At 63.2% G+C, this 20,347-nt stretch carries 6 protein-coding genes; 1 reads left to right on the top strand and 5 read right to left on the bottom strand.

Annotated features, from left to right (window positions below; translation table 11 throughout):
- The first annotated feature begins 59 nt into the window (after positions 1-59).
- On the top strand, positions 60-815 hold the full coding sequence (locus ABVR31_RS04055; protein WP_021506645.1) for a M48 family metallopeptidase: 756 nt from the start codon (positions 60-62) through the stop codon (positions 813-815).
- A gap of 468 nt (positions 816-1,283) precedes the next feature.
- On the opposite strand, the gene speB is transcribed toward ABVR31_RS04055, so the two are convergent.
- The 5 genes from speB to ABVR31_RS04030 form a co-directional block, all read right to left on the bottom strand.
- Positions 1,284-2,204 (bottom strand): agmatinase, encoded by a 921-nt coding sequence (gene speB / locus ABVR31_RS04050; RefSeq protein ID WP_021506644.1) that lies wholly within the window; start codon positions 2,202-2,204, stop codon positions 1,284-1,286.
- Positions 2,205-2,337: 133 nt separating this feature from the next.
- The gene (locus ABVR31_RS04045; RefSeq protein WP_372773969.1) at positions 2,338-3,561 is read right to left on the bottom strand and encodes an HlyD family type I secretion periplasmic adaptor subunit; all 1,224 of its coding nucleotides are present in this window, start codon (positions 3,559-3,561) and stop codon (positions 2,338-2,340) included.
- Positions 3,561-5,744 carry a type I secretion system permease/ATPase gene (locus ABVR31_RS04040; protein WP_058757106.1) on the bottom strand — a complete coding sequence of 728 codons (2,184 nt, stop codon included), beginning with the start codon at positions 5,742-5,744 and terminating at the stop codon, positions 3,561-3,563. Before ABVR31_RS04040 ends, ABVR31_RS04045 begins: the two co-directional genes overlap by 1 nt.
- The gene (locus ABVR31_RS04035; protein WP_372771861.1) at positions 5,741-7,192 is read right to left on the bottom strand and encodes a TolC family outer membrane protein; all 1,452 of its coding nucleotides are present in this window, start codon (positions 7,190-7,192) and stop codon (positions 5,741-5,743) included. Before ABVR31_RS04035 ends, ABVR31_RS04040 begins: the two co-directional genes overlap by 4 nt.
- Positions 7,193-7,263: 71 nt before the next feature.
- Positions 7,264-20,253: an Ig-like domain-containing protein gene (locus ABVR31_RS04030; protein WP_372771860.1), complete on the bottom strand. Its 12,990-nt coding sequence runs from the start codon at positions 20,251-20,253 to the stop codon at positions 7,264-7,266.
- Positions 20,254-20,347 lie beyond the last annotated feature (94 nt).

The following is a 20,347-nucleotide window of genomic DNA, read 5'->3' as shown; positions in this document are numbered from 1 at the left end:
ACACCTGCGTGGTTTTTCAGGTGTTTGTTTTCTCTACTTGTTACTCAAAGGATGCTGATATGAAAATTCGCGCCATGGTTGTCGCGCTGGGAATGGTTTCGCTGCTGAGCGGCTGCGAAGGAATGGATAATAACGCACTGTTGCAGTCTGGCGCGCAGGCGTTTCAGGCTTACTCACTGAATGACGCCCAGGTTAAAGAGCTGAGCGATCAGTCATGTGCCCAGATGGATAAAGAGAACCAGCTGGCGCCGGCCAACAGCAGCTATCAGCAGCGGCTGAACAAAATCGCCGCCGCGCTGGGCGATAACATCAACGGCGTACCGGCCAACTACAAGGTGTATCTGACCAAAGACGTCAACGCCTGGGCGATGGCGAATGGCTGTATCCGCGTTTATAGCGGTCTGATGGATATGATGAGCGACAACGAAGTGGAAGGCGTGCTCGGCCATGAAATGGGCCACGTCGCGCTCGGCCATACGCGCAAAGCAATGCAGGTGGCTTTCGCGACCACGGCGGCACGCAACGCTGCGGCGTCGGTGGGCGGCGTAATCGGTTCGCTGTCGCAGTCACAGCTGGGCGAGATGGGCGAGAAGCTGGTTAACGCGCAGTTCTCACAGACCCAGGAGTCGCAGGCGGATGACTATTCGTACGATCTGCTGAAGAAGCGCGGCATTAATCCGCTTGGTCTGGCGACCAGCTTCGAGAAGCTGGCGAAGCTGGATCAGGGCCGCCAGAGCTCGATGTTTGACTCGCATCCGGATTCTGAGTCGCGCGCGCAGCATATTCGCGACCGCATCGCGGCGGATGGTAAGTAGTCGCCGGTCTTCCCCTCACCCCAGCCCTCTCCCGCACGCGGGAGAGGGAGCAGTCCGTGCTGTTCTCACCGCCAGCTCGATCGCCCCCTCTCCCGCACGCGGGAGAGGGGGCAGTCCGTGCTGTTCTCACCGCCCGCTCGATCGGTTCCCTCTCCTGGGGGAGAGGGTCAGGGTGAGGGCAGCCGTCCGCACCGCGGCGGATGGTAAGTAGTCGCCGCTCTTCCCCTCACCCCAGCCCTCTCCCGCTCGCGGGAGAGGGGGCAGTCCGTGCTGTTCTCACCGCCAGCTCGATCGCTTCCCTCTCCCGCACGCGGGAGAGGGAGCACTCCGTGCTGTTCTCACGGCCCGCTCGATCGGTTCCCTCTCCTGGGGGAGAGGGAGCAGGCCGTGCTGTTCTCACCGCCCGCTCGATCGGTTCCCTCTCCTGGGGGAGAGGGTCAGGGTGAGGGCAGCCGTCCGCACCGCTGCTTAACCTTTATTCGCCGCCTGCACGTGCAGCATATCCAGCGCCAGCGTCGCAGCGGCCAGTGAGGTCAGGTCGGCGTGATCGTAGCCCGGTGCCACTTCCACCAGATCCATCCCCACAATGTTCATACCCTGCAGGCCGCGAATCAGCTTGGTGGCTTTATCGCTGGTCAGGCCGCCAATCACTGGCGTACCGGTGCCTGGCGCGTGGGCCGGATCGAGGCAGTCGATATCAAATGTCAGGTACACCGGCAGATCGCCCACGGTGCGCTTCACTTCGGCAAGAATATCGTCCACGCTGCGGTCATTAACCTGCGCGGCGTCCAGCACGTTGAAGCCCAGGCTCTTATCGAACTCGGTACGGATACCAATCTGCACCGAATGCTGCGGATCGATCAGCCCTTCCTGCGGCGCAGTGTAGAACATAGTGCCGTGGTCAAAAGTCGGGCCGTTGGAGTAGGTATCGGTATGCGCATCGAAGTGCACCAGCGCCATCTTGCCGAAGTGTTTAGCGTGCGCGCGCAGCAGCGGCAGTGTGACATAGTGATCACCGCCAAAAGTCAGCATGCGCTTGCCATTAGCCAGCAGCTTTTCCGCATGCGCCTGCAGCTTATCGGACAGATCCTGTGAATCGCCGAAGGCGTACACCAGATCGCCACAGTCCACCACGTTGAGGCGCTGACGCAGATCGAAATCCCACGGCCAGCGGCAGCCTTCCCACGCCAGGTTAGTGGAGATCTGACGGATCGCACCCGGCCCTAAACGGCTGCCCGGCCGGCCTGACGTTGCGGCATCAAACGGCACACCGGTAATCACCCACTCGGCGTCGCTGTCGTAAGGCTGGAAGTTCAGCGGAAAGCGCATGAAACCGAAGGCGTTAGAAACCAGGGAGTTGTCGTACTGATTGCCCAGCGTGTTGTACATAACGAGTCCTCTTAAATCCTTAAATCGGTTAGCCAGTTAAGGTATAGATGAAAAAAATCCCCTCCGCGTCGTTAGGCCCGACGAGGAAGGGATTGATGGGCGTGATTATCGCCGAGAATGCCGCGCATCGCAATTAGCGCTCGCGCATCGCCTCTTTGGCCTTGTTAAACGGTTTGACCAGATAATCCATGATGCTCTTCTCGCCGGTTTTGATATCCACGGTGGACACCATGCCCGGGCTGATGGCAAAGCGCCGGCCAGCCTTGTTCTGCACATAGTCGTTATCAGTACGAATAAACACGCGGTAGTAGTAAATCTCCGGTTTGACTTCGTCCTGGATGGTATCCGGCGAAATGCTTTCCACCACGCCGTTCAGGCCGCCGTAGATGGCGTAATCGTAAGCGGAGATTTTTACCACCGCGCGCTGGCCGGGATGGATAAAAGCAATATCGCGCGGCGACAGGCGCGCTTCAATCAGCAGCCGATCGTTCATCGGTACGATGTTCATCAACTCACCGTTGGGCGGAATCACCCCGCCCACCGTCGAGACTTTGATGTTTTTCACGATGCCGCGCATCGGCGCGCGGATGGTCAGACGCGTTACGGTATCTTCGCGTCCTTTAATCACCTGCGCCAGGCTGTCGGCTTCGGCGCTGGCCTTCGCCAGCTCTTCACGCGCCTGCACGTAATACTGCGAGCGCATATCGGTAAGTTTCAGCTCCAGGTCGGACTTATCGCGCTGTAAGCGCAGCACTTCCACGCTGCTGGCGGCACCGGTTTTCGCCAGCCGCTGGGTGATCGCCAGTTCGCGATTAGCCAGCGCCAGCGACTCCTTAAACTGCCGGGTTGCATCATTAAGCTGGGCGCGTTTGGTGTTATACAGCCGGGTTTCCGCCGCGATAAGATCCGGGTAGCCCTTCAGCTCGGCGGGAAACGTGAGCGGATCATCGTTTACTTCCGCACGCAGGCGCGAGGCCGCTGCCAGTGCGGCCCGGTAGCGCGCCGCGCTCTCGCCGACGCTGGACTGCGAGCGCGTGGCATCCAGTTTCGCCACGATCTGCCCGGCCTGCACGCGATCGCCCTCATGCACATACAGTTCCGTGAGAATGCCGCCTTCCAGCGACTGCAGCACCTGCTCGCGCGAACTGGGGATCACCTTCCCGGTGCCGGTTGAGACCTCATCCAGCATGCCAAACCACGCCCACACCAGCGCCACCATGATCAGCCCGGTGCTGATGACGATCAGCCGCACTGCGCCGGTGTAGTGGCTTTCCGATTTCAGTTCACCGAGCAGATCGTCGGACGAATCCACTTCTGCGGCGGTCACCAGCCGCAGTTTTGCCGGCAATTGTTTCATCATGCCTGTCCCTCCCCCGCCGCTCCGCTGGCGCGCGGTGCCGGCAGCGCGTTCTCTTTCGGGCTGTCCATTACCAGCTGCCCCTCTTTCAGTACCAGTATGCGATCCACCAGCGACAGAATCGCCGCGCGGTGCGTCGCCACGATCAGCGTGCGGCCATTCAGCCAGGCACCCAGCCGCTCAATGAAATCCTTCTCGGTATGATCGTCGAGCGAAGCGGTCGGCTCATCCAGCAGCACGATATTAGGATCGCGCAGCAGCATGCGCGCCAGCAGCAGCGACTGGCGCTGACCGCCGGACAGCCCGACGCCGCCCTCCATTATCGGATGATCGAGCCCGAGCGGCAGACGGCGAATAAAATCGGCCCCGCCACTGACCGTCAGCGCGGCAAAAATCGCTTCGTCGGTGGCGTGCGCCGCGCCCATGGTGAGGTTTTCCCGCAGCGTACCGTGGAACAGCCGCGCATTCTGCGTCAGCAGCCCGACGTTGCGCCGCACGTCCGCGACATCAATATGCGGCAGGCTAAGATTGTCCAGCCGCAGCTCGCCGCCCACCAGATCCATGCCGCCAGCCATCGCCTGCAGCAGCGTGGATTTGCCGGAGCCGTTGCGCCCCAGCACGGCGATGCGCTCACCCGGCTTGATGGTCAGCGTCTTGATGCGCAGCGCCACCGTCAGCGAATCGCTGTAGTAGCGGAACATGGCATCGGTGAACTGATAGTGGCCAAACAGCACCGGACAGTGAATGCGCGTTTCGTCTTTACTGTTCTCCACCGGCAGATTCATCAGCGCATCGAGGCTGCTCTTCGCCGCTTTTACCTGCTGCCAGCGCGCCAGCACGCCACACAGCGTCGCCATCGGCGCAATCATGCGCGAAGACAGCAGCGACGCGGCGACAATCGCCCCGGTGGTGATATCGCCGTTGATCACCATCGGCGCCCCGACCACGATCACGCTGGCGTACACCAGCCCCTGAATAGTGACGCCCCAGCTGATCAGCGCATGCATCACTTTGCGCATCTCGACGCCCGACTGCGCGGTGATGCGAATATAGCTGTTCCACTGCTGCAGAAAGCGATCCTCCGCCTGCATCAGCTTGATATCTTCCAGCCCCTGCACGCTCTCCACCAGCACCGCGTTGCGCAGCGTCGACTCTTTCAGGTTTTGCTGCGCCAGCTTCGCCAGTTTTTTCTGGCTCAGCACGCCGGGCAGGATCATCAGCAGCACCGCCACCGGCGCGATCCACGCCAGCTGCGGCGCGATGATCGCCATCACCAGCATAAACAGCAGGAAGAACGGCATATCGACAATCGCCGTCACCGTGGTCGACGTCACCATTTCGCGCACCGCTTCCAGCTCACGCAGCTGCGAGATAAAGGTACCGGTCGATCGCGGTACCGCGCTGTTACGCAGCCGCAGCGCGTGGCCGAACACGCGATCGGAGACGCGCATATCGGCGCGCTTGCCGAGCAGATCGGTGACGTGATCGCGACCGACGCGCAGAATATAGGTGAACACCACCGAGAGGATCACCCCGATATACAGCACGTACAGCGTGGGGTACGACTGCGCCGGGATCACCCGATCGTACACCTGCATCGAGAAGATGATGCCGACCAGCGCCAGCAGGTTGATCAGGAACGATCCCAGCATCACGTAGCCGTAAGGACGCATGTCGTGCAGCACCAGACGGCGCAGCCAGTCGGGCCTGACCGTGGCGAGATAGCGATCGACACGGCTATCTTTGGCGGCCGTCACCGGACGCAGCGCCGCGGCGTAGCGGATCTGCGGCAGTAGCGTGTTCAGCGCGATCGGCGCCGGTTGTTCATCGCCGGCCAGGTGCACGCGCACCGTGTCATCGCCATCAAAGCTGGTGATGACGCCGACCTGGCCGTCGCTCAGTTCCACCGCCAGCGGCAAGCGCCAGCTGCTGATCTCCCACTGATGCTCTTCATACAGCTGCAGCGACAGTCCGGCCTGACGCGCCAGATGGCGCAGCGCTTTATCACGTGACTGTTTGCCCTGCCATTCGCTGGCAGCCATGATCATGCCCGGCGAGCACGGCAGGCGATAATGGGTCGCGATGAGAATAATGGCGGTGGCCCAGCCGTGTAGCGGCACCTCGCCACCGGCGGCGCTGGCGGGATTGCCATTGGGTGCGTCCGGAATCTGTAATTGCGTCATGGCTGGATCTCCACGGACTGGATGCGCTGGTTATTCAGCGCAAACGCTGACCGCATCTGCCCGGTGCTGTATAAGCAGTCGAGCTGCAGTGAACGTAACTGACTGATGGTTTGCTGCATGGCGAAGCGCGTCTGAAACACTTCCTGTTCGGCGTTTAGCACGTCCAGCAGCGGACGGGTGCCGAGCTGCAAATACTGATCCTGATACAGCTGCTGCGTCTTCTCGCCCAGCGTCTGCTGACGCGACATGATCGCCAGGCTCTGCGACAGGCTCAGCGCTTCGGTTTGCGATTCGCTGAGCTGCTGCTGCGCTTTGAGACGCGCCGAGTTCACCGCCGCATTGGCCGCCTGCAGCGCGCTGGCCGCCGCATCGCGCGCCGCGGTAATGCCGCCACCCTGATACAGCGGCATCTCAACTTTGACGAACGCGGAATACTGGGTGCGGTCGAGCGTTTCGCTGCCGGAGTAGTGATTGTTGAGGTAATGCGTGACCTGCGGTTCCAGCGAAATAGTGGGTAAATTCTGCGCGTTGGCGTTATCCAGTTTGGCCTGCGCCTGCCGCGCCTGCGCCCACGCCGCCAGCACCGCCGGATTGGATTTGTCGTCGGCTTTGCCCACCGCGCAGGCGCGCGTCAGGCTGGGCGGAAACGCATCGCTGACCTTTTTCACCAGTGGCCAGCCGAGATAACTGGCCAGCGTGGCACGCCAGCGGTTGAGGCTGGCCTGATACTGGGTCAGCGTGGTGCGCGCGCCTTCGATACGCGCGTCGGTCTGGGTGGCGTCCGAGAGCGATGCCGCCCCCTCTTCATTGCGCTGACGCGCCAGATCGCCAATCTTACTCAGCGCCGTCAGCTGATCCTGGGCGATCTTCACCAGCTGCTGATAGCCCTGCACCTGCACCAGCGCGGCGGCGGTGTCGTGCGCGACGGTATCAATACTCACCAGCACGCTGGCCTGCTCCTGCGCCACCCCGGCTTCGGCGGAGCGCACCGAACTGCTGACTTTGCCGAAGTCATACAGCATCTGTGATACCGACAGCACAAATGACGGGCTGAAGCCTTTTTCGCTGTAGGCGTTGCTGTAGCCGTTGTTCATGCCGGCACTGATTTGCGGATAGTATTTGGCCTGCGCCACATCGACCAGGCTGGCCTGCTCCAGCATTTTGCCAATCGCCTGTGCGATGTCCGGATGCCACTGGATGGCACGCTGCACTGCCTGGTTAAGGGTTAAGGTATCCGGCACGTTAGCCAGCGCGGGTTCGGCCACCTGACCGGTTAAGGAGGGAAGATCCTGCTGCTGCGCCAGACCGGCTGAGGTTATGCGCCCCGCCTGCGTCACGGCATCACTGGCAGCCATAAGATGAGAACTGTGAAAAAACACAATGCCAGCACACAGGGCGCTGAGCTTACAGGTACGGCGAGTTGTTGCGCCTGATTGCATCAGATCCATCGATTGTTCACCAGTAAAAGAGAGAAAGGGGCACCTCCCTGTGCCCGTTATGCTTCCCTGCGTTACACCCACTAAGCCGTGTGGTTTTGATGCGGTTGCTGCAGCAACTCCTCCAGTGAGACGTTTACGCCTTCCAGGGTAATCAGCTGCGTACTGCTGTACCCCGTGCCGCTGCCGTCACGGTCAATTGACAACACCGTATTGCCGTCCGCGGTATGATCCACTTTCACAAAATCATTGATATTACTGGTGGAATCATTCCAGCCGATCAGCAGACTGCTGACGTCGATCTTGTCACCCTGCGCGACGCTGAAGTCGGTCCAGGTGTCGTGACCGTTGCCGCCGGTGGCATCTGCGCTGCTCAGCAGGTGGTAAACCAGCGTATCTGCGCCGGCACCGCTGGTAATGGTGTCGTCGTAGGCGCTGCTGGTGAGGCTGTCAGCCGCGGCGCTGCCCGTGATGGTCGGGTGAAGCTCAATGGTAAAGGTGTTGCTGGTGATGGTGCCGTCGGACGACGCCAGGGTGTAGGTAAACACCTCCTTATGCGTGATGTTCTGGATATTCACATCCGCGTTCAGGGTATAGGTATAGCTACCATTGGCGGCGATGGTCAGCACACCAAAGTCCCCGGCCACCGCCGTGCTGCCCACGCTGCTCACGGTGGTGAGATCGCCGTGCTCATTGAGGATGCTCAGCGTGCCGCTGTGGCTGACATTGCTGTCTCCCCAGATGCTGCCGCTGGCATCATGCTCGCTGCTGGTGGTGGTTTCCGCCGCCAGACTGGTGGTGGCGAACAGCGCGGTGACCGCACCGTTATGCAGCGTCACCGTCAGCGTCGCCGAGGTCACTGCACCGCTGGCATCCCGCACCGAGTAGGTGAAGGTGTCTGCGGATGGCAGGGTATCGATATCCAGCCCGGCCTTCAGCGTGTAGGTGTAGTTACCCTTCGCATCAATGGTCAGCGTACCGTAGGTGGTGTTGATCACCGTATTGCCGCTGGACGCCACCGCGCTGCTGCCCACCGACGCCACTGCCGTGCCGGACGGAATCGTCCCGGCGATGGAGCTGGTGTCGTTGGTCAGCAGGTTACCGGTGACCGTCGCAGCGGTGGTGACCGCCAGCGTGGTGAAATCCGACACCGTGCTTACCGTGGTGGTTGGCAACACGCTAATGTTGGTGGTGGCTGCGACCACCACCGCATAGTTGCCGGTCCCCAGTCCGGTGTAGGTGACGTTTGCCCCTTTCAGCGTACCGATCGTCAGCAGCGCGTTAATGTAGTTGGTCTTGATACTGATCAACTGCCACGAGCCGTTCGCCTGCTGTTCGTACAGGTTTAACGAATAGTTGGCGGCCACGCCGAGACTGGTCACCGAACCGTTGAGCGTCACGGTACGGCTGTCATCGTTACCCACGCTGAACAGGTAAGCATTACCGTTATTCAGTACGCTGGCATTGAGCACCGTACCCAGCCCCACGGTCAGCAGCGCGGTGTGCGACGAGTTGACCGTACCGTTGTTCACAGTTGCCTGCGTGCTGGTGTAATCCACCTCGTTGCTGTCGTTGGTCGCCACGATGCGAATCGCACCGGTCAGCGAAGCCCCCGGCGAGACGTTACCGGCGCGATCCGTCTGGATCACCGAGAGCGGCGCACCGGTGATCTGCGCGGTGGTGAGCGTCACCGACCAGTTGCCGCCGCTGCCGACCGTGGTGGTGCCGAGCGCGTTGCCGCTGGCATCGCGCACCGTCACCGTGGCCCCCACTTCACCGCTACCGGTGACAAGGGTACCGGCGCTGTTGATCGCCAGCCCGCTTACCGCCGCCGGAGGCAGGGTATCGACATTTACCGTCGCCGTGATGTTGCCGGTGCTGACGTTACCCGCCGCATCGGTCACCGTGGTGCTCAGCGTGTGCGCGCCGTTCGCCAGCGTGGCGGTGGTGAAGCTCCAGCTGCCATCACTACCCGCGGTCACAGAACCAATGGCGCTGGCACCGTCGTAGATGGTGACCACGGCACCCGCTTCCGTGGTACCGCGCAGCGTTGGCGTGGTATCGCGCGTAAAGGCGCCGTTCGCCAGCGTCACCGGCGTACCGCTGATGTCATCAATGATGGTCAGCGTACTGGCGACCGGCACCACGGTATCGACGATCAGCGTGGTCGACACCTGCGGGCTGACGTTGCCCGCCGGGTCGGTCTGCGTCACGTTGAGCGTGTGGCTGCCGTTGCTCAGCGCGTTACCTACCACGAAGCTCCAGCTGCCGTTGCTGCCAACCGTGGTGCTGCCCAGCAATGTGGTGCCGTCGTACACCGTGATACGCGCGCCCGCCTCGCCGTTGCCGCTCAGCAGTGGCGTGCTGTCGTTGGTGACGCCGTTATTCGGAATGGTCACCGCCGTGCTGCCGTTGTTGTTGAGCGCCAGCAGATTGGTGATGGCCGCCGGTGCCGTGGTATCGATGATCACCGTGGCCGCGGTGGTGCCGCTGACGTTACCTGCCGCATCCGTTACCGTCACCGTGATCGGGTGCGGCCCGGCGCTCAGCGCCGTCAGAGGCGTGAAGCTCCAGCTGCCGTCCGCCTGCACAATCGCCGTGCCCAGTGCCAGACCGTTGTCCAGAATGGTGACGCGTGCCCCGGCCTCCGCCGCGCTGACGCTGCCGCGCAGCGTTGGCGTGGTGTCGTTGGTCGCGCCGCCGTTGACGATGGTGGCACCGGTCGCATCATTAATAATGGTGAGACTGGTGTTCGCTGGCGCCACCGTATCCACGGTGAGGTTAATCACCTCGGAACGGGGACTGACGTTGCCCGCGCTGTCGGTCACCGTCACGCTCAGTGCGTGGGCGGCATTGCTCAGCGTCGGCGAGACGAAGCTCCAGCTGCCGCTGGCGTTAGCCTGCACCGTTCCGAGCAGCGTGTTGCCATCGTAAACCGTGACAATCGCGTTCGCTTCCGCCGTGCCCTGCAGCGTCGGCGTGCTGTCGTTGGTGACTCCGTTATTGACGATAGCCACACCGGTGACGTCGTTGGTCAGCGTCAGCCCGGTTGCCGCCAGCGGCGGTGCGGTGTCGACGGTCAGCGCAAGGGACGCTGCGGGACCGGTATTGCCTGCCGCATCGGTGGCCGTCACGCTGAAGGAGTGTAAACCGTCAGACAAGGTGCCAGTGACGAAGCTCCAGCTGCCGTTGCTGGCGGCGGTTACCGAACCCAGCACCGTATCACCATCGCGGATGGTCACGATGCTGTTGGCTTCCGCCGTGCCGCTCAGGCGTGGCGTGCTGTCATTAGTGACGCCACCCGCCGCAATCGCCACCGGCGTGCTGCCGTTGTTGTTCACCGCTGCCAGCCCGGTGATAGCCACTGGCGGCGTGGTGTCGATCACCAGCGTGGCGCTGGTGGTGGCACTGACGTTACCGGCCGCATCGGTGACCGTGACGTTGAGCGTATGAAGCGTTTCGCTCAGCGCCGTGGCTGGCGTCAGCGTCCAGTTGCCGTCACTGCCCACCTGCACGGAGCCGACCAGCGTAGTGCCATCCAGCACGGTGACAATGCTGCCCGCCTCCGCCCGGCCGCTCAGCACCGGCGTGGTATCGCTGGTGACGCCGCCATTCGGGATGACGCTGCCGCTGACGTCGTTGGTGACCACCAGCGTGGCCGCGCCCGGCGCAACGGTATCGACGGTGATAGTCACCGGCGTGGTGCGCGGGCCGGTATTGCCCGCCGCATCGGTGACCGCCACGCTCAGCGCATGCGCGCCGTTACCCAGCGTCGGTGAGACAAAGCTCCATGCGCCGCTGCCGTTCACGAGCGCCGTGCCCAGCAGCGTATTGCCGTCATAAACGCTAACCGTGGTGTTGGCCTCGGCGCTGCCGCTCAGCGTTGGCGTGGTGTCGTTAGTCGCGCCGCCAGCCGGTATGCTGACGCCGGTCACATCGTTAGTGATGGTCAGGTTGGTGGCCACCAGCGGTGGCGTCGCATCAACGATCAGCGTCACGCTGAGCGCCTCGCCGGTGTTACCCGCCGCGTCCGTTTCCGTGACGCTGAAGGTATGGCTGCCGTCGCTCAGTGCCGCAGAGGTGTAACTCCAGTTACCACTGCTGCCGACCGTCAGCGAGGCCACCACATCGCCATCGAGGCGAATGGTCACCACGCTGCCCGCTTCTGCCACACCGCGTAACAGTGGCGTGTTGTCATTAGTGGTACCGCCGTCAGCAATCGTCACCGGCGTGCTGCCGTTGTTGTTGCTGGCCGTCAGCGTCAGATCGTCCGGCGCCAGGGTATCAACGATTACCGTCGCGCTGGTGCTGGTGCTGACGTTGCCCGCCGCATCGGTCACCGAAACGCTCAGGGTGTGCGATCCTTCACTCAGCGCTGCCGCTGGCGTGTAACTCCAGTTGCCGCCGGACGGCACGGTCAGTGTGGTCAGCACATCACCATTGTTGAGGATGGTGACCGTGCTGCCCGCTTCCGCCACGCCGCTCAGGGTTGGCGTGGCATCGCTGCTGTAGCCGCCGTTGAGCACCGGCTGCGCGGTATCATCGTTGGTGATGACCAGTGTCGAAGCGTTCGGTGCGATGCTGTCCACAGTGAAGCTAAGCGCCGGTGTGCGGTCGCTGCTGTTCCCCGCCGCATCGCTGACGCCCACGCTCAGCGCGTGCGTCCCTTCGCTCAATGCTGGCGTGGTCAGCGTCCAGCTTCCCCCTGCGCCCACCACCACCGACGCGATAGCGGTGTTGCCATCGTACACCGTGACCAGGCTGCCCACATCGGCGCTGCCACTGAGTACCGGCGTGTTGTTATTGATGACGCTGCCGTCGCTAATCGGCACCGCCGTGCCGCTGCGATCGTTGCTGATCACCACATCAGCGGCCACCGCCGGCGCGGTGGTATCCACGGTGAAGCCGAGGGTAGCCGATGGCGTCCCCTCATCACCGCCAGGGTTTTGCGCGGTGATGTAGTAGGCGTAGCTGTTATCACCTAATGGTGACGTTGGCGTATAGCTCCACTGGCCGTTAGCATCCGCCGTAACGCTGGTGATTACCGCATCCGTATTAGCGTCATAAATACGAATCAGCTGACCGGGTTCGGCAGAGCCGCTGAAGGTTGGCCTGGTGTCGCGGGTTACCGCGCCGTCTGCCAGCGTCACCAGCGTCGTGCCCGTGTCGTCAGTGATTTGCAGCGTCGAGGTGGCTGGCGGCAGATCGGCCTGCACGTCAAGGCTGAACGCCGGCGTCGCCGTGCTGACGTTGCCCGCCGCATCGGTCACGGTCACGGTGAAGCTGTGAAGTCCGTTGTTGAGCGCCGCGGTCGTAAAGCTCCAGGCCCCGCCCGAGCCGGCCAGCGCGGTGCCCAGCAGCGTGGTGCCATCATAGATGTTCACCGTGCTGCCGGCTTCTGCCGTGCCGCTCAGGGTTGGCGTGTTGTCATCGGTCGACGCACCGTCATCCAGCGGGCCCGTCGTGCCACCCACGTTGTCGGCGACCACCAGGTCAGGAACCGCGTCTGGCACCAGGGTATCGACGGTGACATTCACCGGCCCCGCCGGCTCGCTGACGTTGCCAGCGGCATCCACCACCTGCACCGAGAAAGCGTAGCTGCCATCCTGCAGCGCGCTGGTTTCAAAGCGCCATACGCCATTGGCATCGGCGACCACCGAACCAATCACCGTATCGTCCTGCAACAGATTGATGATGGCACCGGCCTGCGCCGTTCCGCTCAGTACCGGCGTGGTGTCGTTGGTAAAGCTGCCATCCACCAGCGGCAGAGCGGTCGGACCGTTATTGGCGTTGACCTCAAACGACAGCACCGGATCCGGCCCGACGGTGTTAACCGTCACGCCAATGCTCACCGGGTCGCTGGCGTTACCCGCGTTGTCACTGACGACGACCGTCAGCGTGTAGTTGCCGTTATCCAGCGGCGACGTATTCAGGCTCCAGTTGCCTTCGCTGTCCACCGTCGCCGACCCCACCAGCACGTTGCCGTTGTACACGTTGACGAGACCACCCGGCTCACCGCTGCCGCTCAGCAGCGGCGTGTTGTCGTTGGTGGCGCCACCGTTGGCGATGGTGACAAGGTTATCCGGATCGTTGTCATTCTGCAGCAGCACGGCGCTGACCGGCTGCGGCGGCGTGGCATCAACCTGAACGGTGAAGCTGGAAGACGGCGCACTGACGTTGCCGAGGCTGTCCGTCACCGTGGCCGTCAGGGTGTGCTGACCATCGGTGAGCACGGGCGACAGGAACACCCATTCGCCAGCAGCATTGGCGGTGGTCGAACCCAGCACCACATTGCCATCGTAAATGGTCACCAGGCTGCCAGCCTCCGCCGTACCGCTCAGGCGTGGCGTGTTGTCATTGGTATAGGTGCCATCGGGCACCAGTACCAGATCGGTGCCGTTGTCGTTATTCACTTCCAGCGTGGCCTGGGCCGGTGCCTGGCTATCCACAGTAAAGGTAATCGGTGCCGACGCCGGTCCGGTGTTACCGGCCGCATCGGTGACCGTCACCGTCAGGCTGTGCGCCGCGTTGGTGAGGGTTGGCACGTTGAAACTCCATGCGCCGTCACTGCCCGCAATCGCCGTACCAATCGGCGCGCCATTATCCAGAATGTTCACCGTGCTGCCCGGCTCAGCAACGCCCGCCAGCAGCGGCGTGGTATCGCTGGTGGTCGATCCCGACGGAATATCCACCAGCGCACTGCCGTTGTCATTGGAGAGACTGATTTCCGTCACCTGATCCGGTGCGGTGGCGTCAATCACCAGCTGTGCCGTGACCGGCGCGCTAACGTTGCCCGCCGCGTCGCGCGCCACAACGGTTAAGGTGTAGCTGCCGTCACTCAGCGCACTGGCTGGTGTGAAGCTCCAGCTGCCGCTGCTGCCCACAGTGACGCTGCCCACCGGACCATCCTGCGAGGTAATCACAATCAGGCTTCCCGGATCGCCGCTGCCGCTCAGCACCGGCGTGTTGTCACTGGTTAAGCCGCCGTTCGGGATGGTGACCGGATCGCCGTTGCCATTGTCGCTGGCGACGCTCAACTGGGTGACCGCCGACGGTGCTACGGTATCGACGGTGATCGCCACGCTGGCGCTCGGTGCGCTGACATTGCCGGCGGCGTCGGTGACCGTCACGCTGAGGCTGTGCGAGCCATCGGTCAGTTCAGGTGAGAAGCTCCATGCGCCGTCGTTACCTGCCGTCGCCGTGCCGATCGGCGTCTGTCCGTCATAGACGATGATGGTGCTATTCGGCTCTGCCGTTCCGCTGAGCAGCGGCGTGCTGTCATTGGTGTTGCTGCCTGAGGTGATTGGCGTGGCCGGATCGACATTGTTGTTCACCAGCAGCAGATCGACGACCGCGTCCGGCGCCGTGGTATCCACGGTAAAGCTAATTGGCGCGGAAGGATCGCTGACGTTACCCGCCGCATCAGTCACCGTTACCGTCAGGCTGTGATCGCCCTCGTCCAGCGTACCGGTAACAAACTGCCAGCTGCCATCGGCGCCCACGGTCACAGAACCGATCGGCGTCGTGCTGTCGCCATCGTAGACAGTGATGATACTGCCCGCCGTGGCGCTGCCGGAGAGCTGCGGCGTAGTGTCGTTGGTCGCGCCATTGGCGGCAATCGCCACCAGCGTGCTGCCATCGTTATTGCTCAGCACCACGTCCACTGGCGCTGCCGGTGGCGTGAGATCAACGGTGAAGGTGTACGGCGCGGACTCCGGCCCGACGTTGCCTGCCGGATCGGTGACGCTGGCCGTCAGGCTGTGACTGCCCGCTTCCAGGGCGGTATCAGGCGTGAAGCGCCAGCTGCCGTCATTGCCGGCGGTAGCCGAGCCGATGATCACGCCGTTGTCGCGCACGATCACCACGCTGTCAGGCTCGGCGCTACCGCTCAACACTGGTGTGGTGTCGTTGGTCGCCCCGCCAGAGGCCACCGGTACGGCCGGATCAACCTCATCGTTCACCAGCAGCAGGCCGGTCGGCTCAGCCGGTGCCGTGGTATCCACGGTAAAATCAATCGCCGCGGACGGTGCGCTAACGTTGCCCGCCGGGCTGGTAACCGTGGTGGTCAGGCTATGTTCGCCCTGGCTCAGCGTCGGTACCGCATAGGTCCATGTGCCACCGGCACCCACCAGCACGCTGCCCAGCACCGTGTTGCCATCGAGGATGGTGACGGTACTGCCGGCATCGGCGGTGCCGCTCAGCTGCGGCGTGGTGTCGTTGGTCGCGGTGCCGCTGTTAATCGGCTGCAGCGTCTCGCCGTTATCGTTGTTCAGCACGACATCAACGGCAGCAGACGGCGTGGTGAGATCGATAGTGAAATCAAACGCATCAGATGCCGGCCCGCTGTTGCCCGCCGTGTCGGTGACAATGGTGGTCAGGCTATGCGTGCCCGCCTCCAGTGCCGGATCCGGCGTAAAGCTCCAGTTGCCGTTTGCATCGGCCTGCGCCGAGCCAATCACGCTGCCATTGTCGTAAATCGCGACGAGGCTGCCCGGCTCCGCGCTGCCGCTGAACAGCGGCGTGGTGTCATTGGTGACGCCATCCGCCGCGATCGGCAGCGGCGTTGCGCCCTGATCGTTAACCAGCAGCAAGTCTGCGGCGGGCGCCGGATCGGTGAGATCGATGTTCACCTCCAGCGGAGCAGAAGGTGCGCTGGTATTGCCAGCCGGACTGGTTTCGGTCGCCGTCAGGCTGTGCTGCCCCTCGCCCAGCGCGGTGGCTGGCGTGAAGCTCCAGCTGCCGTCGTCGTTGACGGTGGTGGTGCCCAGCACGGTATTGCCATCCGAGACGGTGATGGTGCTGCCGGCGGTGCCGCTGCCGCTCAGGACTGGGGTGGTGTCGTTAGTAGCACCGCTGGTGATCAGCACCGGCGTGCCGCTCTGATCATCACTGAGCTGCACATTGCCCGGCGCGGCTGGCGTGGTGGTATCGATGGTAAAGCTGAGGGCGGCCGAGGGTTCGCTGGTATTGCCAGCGGTATCGGTCACCGTCGTCGTCAGGCTATGGTCGCCCGCTGCCAGCACCGGTGCGGTGAAGCTCCAGCTGCCGTCGTTGCCGACGGTGGCGGTGCCCAGTACCGTATCGCCATCGGAAATGGTCACTGTGCTGCCCGGTTCCGCGCGGCCACTGAGCACCGGCGTGGTGTCATTGGTGAGGCCATTGCTGACCGGCACCGGTGTGCCGCTCTGGTCGTTGCTGAGCAGCAGCTCGCTGGCCACAGCGGGTGCGCTGGTATCGACAATAACAATCACCGCCGTACTGCCCGGCCCGGTATTGCCCGCCGTGTCGGTAACGGTGGACGTCAGGTTGTGCTGCCCTTCGCTCAGCGGAGCGGTCGGGGTGAAGCTCCAGCTGCCGTCGCTGCCTGCCGTCGCTGTGCCCAGCACCGTATCGCCGTCGCTGACGGTCACCGTGCTACCGGGTTCAGCGGTACCGCTCAGGGTTGGCGTGGTGTCATTGGTGCTGCCGCCCGCGGCAACCGGTGTGCCGTCGCCATTGCTGAGCTGCAGATTGCCTGCCGCCGCCGGTGCCTGCGTATCGACGGTGACGGTTACCGGTGTTGACGCTGGTCCGGTGTTGCCAGCCGCATCGGTCACGGTGCTGGTCAGGCTATGGCTGCCATCGCTGAGGGGCGGCGTGGTGAAGCTCCAGTTGCCATCGTTGCCCACCGTGGTGCTGCCAATCACCGTACCGCCATCGGAGATAATGACCACACCGCCGGCTTCGCCGCTGCCGCTCAGGGTTGGCGCAGAGACGTTAGTGCTGCCTGTGCCCAGCGGATCGCCGTCATCGTTGGTCAGCTGGATGCCTGTCGGTGCCGCGGGCGCGACGGTGTCGATGGTGATGGTGATCACCGGCGAATCCGTCACCGTGCCGCTGCCGTTATCGGCGCTGGCGCGGAATGCGTAGGTGCCGTCGGCCAGCGCCGCTGGCGTGAAGCTCCACTGTCCGTTGCTGCCCGCGACCACGCTGCCCAAAACCGTGCTGCCGTTGTACAGGGTGACGAGATCGCCCGCCCCGGCCTGGCCGCTGAGAATCGGCGTGCTGTCGGTGGTGCTGTCGTTATTGGCCAGTTCAACCAGCGTGCTGCCGTTATCATCGGTGACAATCAGCAGGCTGCTGGTGGCCGGCACGCCCGCCTCGATGTTGACCGTGAACACCGGCGATGCCGGACTGACGTTGCCGGCCGCGTCAGTCACCGTGGTGGTCAGGCTGTGCTGCCCGTTGGTGAGCGCATCTGGCGTAAAGCTCCAGCTGCCGTTGCTGCCGGCGGTAACGCTACCGAGCAGCGTGGTGCCGTCATAGATACGCACCACCGCGCCCGCTTCTGCCGAACCGCTCAGGGTTGGCGTGCGATCGTCGGTGGTCTGGCCGGAAGCCAGCGCGCCGGTGGCGCTGCCCGCGTTATCCGTCACCTGCAGGCCGCTGACGGCGGCAGGCGCGGTAGTGTCAACGCTAAAGGCGATCGGCGTTGATGCCGGGCTGACGTTGCCGGCGGCATCGGTCACCGTGGTGCTCAGGCTGTGATTGCCCTCGCCCAGCGCTGGCGTGGTGAAGCTCCAGCTGCCGTTACTGCCCACGCTGACGCTGCCGAGAACGGTGTTGCCGTCGCGAATCGTGACAATACTGCCGGCTTCCGCCGTGCCGCTCAGCAGCGGTGTCGCATCGTTAATCGTGCTGCCGCCCGTCACCGGCTGTGCGGTACTGCCGGCATCGTTCAGCAGTGCCAGATCGCTGGCTGCCGCCGGTGGCGTGGTATCAACCGTAATGTTCAGGGTGACGGTGTCAATCACATTGCCGTCAACGTCGGTAATGGTGGCGCTGAACGCGTGGCCGCCCTCACTCAGGTTGCTCAGGGCAAAGCTCCACTGCCCATTGCCATCGGCGGTGGTGCTGCCGAGCAGATCGCCGCCGTCAAAGATGCGAACGAGGCTGCCCGCCCGGGTCAGCCCGGCGAGGATCGGGCTGTCGTCATTGGTGACGGCGCCGTTTTGCAGTGAGACAAGGGTATTGCCGCTGTCGCCCACCAGCTCAATGCTGGCGCTGGCGGGTGGCAGCGCAGCGTCCACATTGACCACAAATTCCGCGGTCGCGCTGCTGACGTTGCCCGCCGCATCAGTTTGCGTAACGGTCAGGCTGTGGCTGCCGTTGCTGAGCGCTGGCGTGGTAAAGCTCCAGCTGCCGTTGGCCCCGACAAGGGTATTGCCCAGGAGCGTGCTGCCGTCGTAAATGCTGATCAGCGCACCGGCTTCGCCGCTGCCGCTCAGGGTAGGAGTGTTGTCATCGGTGGTAGCGCCCGACGTCAGCGGGCCCTGGCTGGCACCCACGTTGTCGATCACCTGCAGATCGCCGATCGCCGCCGGTGCGGTGGTATCGACAGTGACCACAATAGCCGCTGACGCCGGACCGGTGTTGCCGGCGCTGTCGGTTACCGTGGTAGTCAGGCTGTGATTGCCGTCGCTGAGCGCTGGCGTGGTGAAGCTCCAGCTGCCGTTACTGCCGACGATCGCCGTGCCGAGCACGACGTTGCCATCGCGTACCGTAACGGTGCTGCCGGCCTCTGCCGTGCCGCTCAGCACCAGCGTGTTGTCATTGCTGCTGCCGCCGGCGGCAATCGGCGTCACCGTGCCATTGCTGTCGCCGGTCAGCAGCAGATCGCCTGCCGCGCCGGGCGCCACGGTATCAATGGTGACCGTCAGGGTGACGGAGGTGGTGACGTTACCGGCGGCGTCGGTGGCAACCGCGCGGAACGCATAAGTACCATCTGCCAGCGTGGCGGGAGTGAAGCGCCACTGACCGCTGCCGTCGGCAATAGTACTGCCCAGCAGCGTGGTGCCGTTGTACAGCGTGATGACGGCGTTAGCGCTCGCCAGGCCGCTCAGCACCGGCGTGCTGTCTTTGGTGCTGGCGCCATCGCTCAGCGTGCGCAGCGTGGCATCGCTATCGTCGGTAATTTGCAGCGAACTGCTGGTTGACGGCAGGCCCGCCTGAATCGTCACCACAAACGGCGAGGACGCAGCGCTGACGTTGCCGGCAGCGTCCGTCAGCGTCACGGTCAGGCTGTGGCTGCCATTGCTCAGCGCTGGCGTGGTAAAACTCCAGTTGCCGTTCGCGCCCACCAGCGCCGTGCCGAGCAGCGTCTGACCATCGTAAACGCTGACCACAGCGCCCGCTTCACCACGGCCGCTCAGGGTCGGCGTGTTATCATCGCTGCTCGATCCGTTTGGTACCGGCGTGGTGCTGCCGCCGCTGTTGTTGGTCAGGGCCACGTCCGTGGCCACTGCCGGTGGCTGCGTATCGACAGTGAAATCAACCGGGCTGGTGGCCGGACTGGTGTTGCCGGCAGCATCGGTGACGGTAACCGTCAGGCTGTGCTGCCCTTCACCCAGGGCGGGTGTCGTGAAGCTCCAGCGGCCATCGGCACCGACGGTGACCGTTCCCAGCAGCGTGGTGCCGTCGTAAATACTGACAATGGTCCCCGCTTCGGCCGTGCCGCTCAGCGTAGGCGTGTTGTCATCGGTGCTGGTGCCGCCCGTGATAGCGCCCTGCACGCTGCCCGCGTTATCCGTGATCAGCAGATCGCTGACCGCCGCTGGTGCCGTGGTATCACCGCCGCCGCCATTGTCGCCGCCGCCGTTATCCCCACCGCCGCCGCCGCCACCGCCGTTGTTACCGGCGATCAGCGCACCGATACCGGCCAGCGCGGCGCCGGCGATACCAAAGGCGGTTAGTGTTCCGTCACCCGTGACGTTTTCCGCTAACAGCCCTTCCGTGCTGTCGATAGAGACAAACTGGAAGCCTTCTGTGCCGGGATCTTCCACCCACCACAGCGCGCCTTTGTCGTCCTGCAGCACCAGATCGCTGTCGCCGTTAGCATCGTAGAATTTATGAATAACAACGACTTCACCGGATTTAGTGGTGACCACTAAATCACTACCATTGCGTGTGAAAGACTTAATATCAGCCTGATTAAGGTTGAGCTTAACCACACTGGGAGCAGTCAAATTAACCTGATTACCGCTCACTTCAGTAGCAATCGTTCCGCCTTTAGGCGTTACAGAGATATTGTTCATTTTATCGATATCCCGCGCAGTTATAAGCTTAATGGCATCCATAAAAACGCCCGGTATCGCCAGACACCGGTATTCTTCGCGAATAATTCAATGA

Origin of the sequence: Pantoea sp. WEP, assembly GCF_041678305.1 — a bacterium.
Classification (GTDB): Bacteria; Pseudomonadota; Gammaproteobacteria; order Enterobacterales; family Enterobacteriaceae; genus Pantoea; species Pantoea dispersa.
Note: the sequence above shows the minus strand (reverse complement) of the source record. Positions and strands in the feature narration are given on the sequence as shown.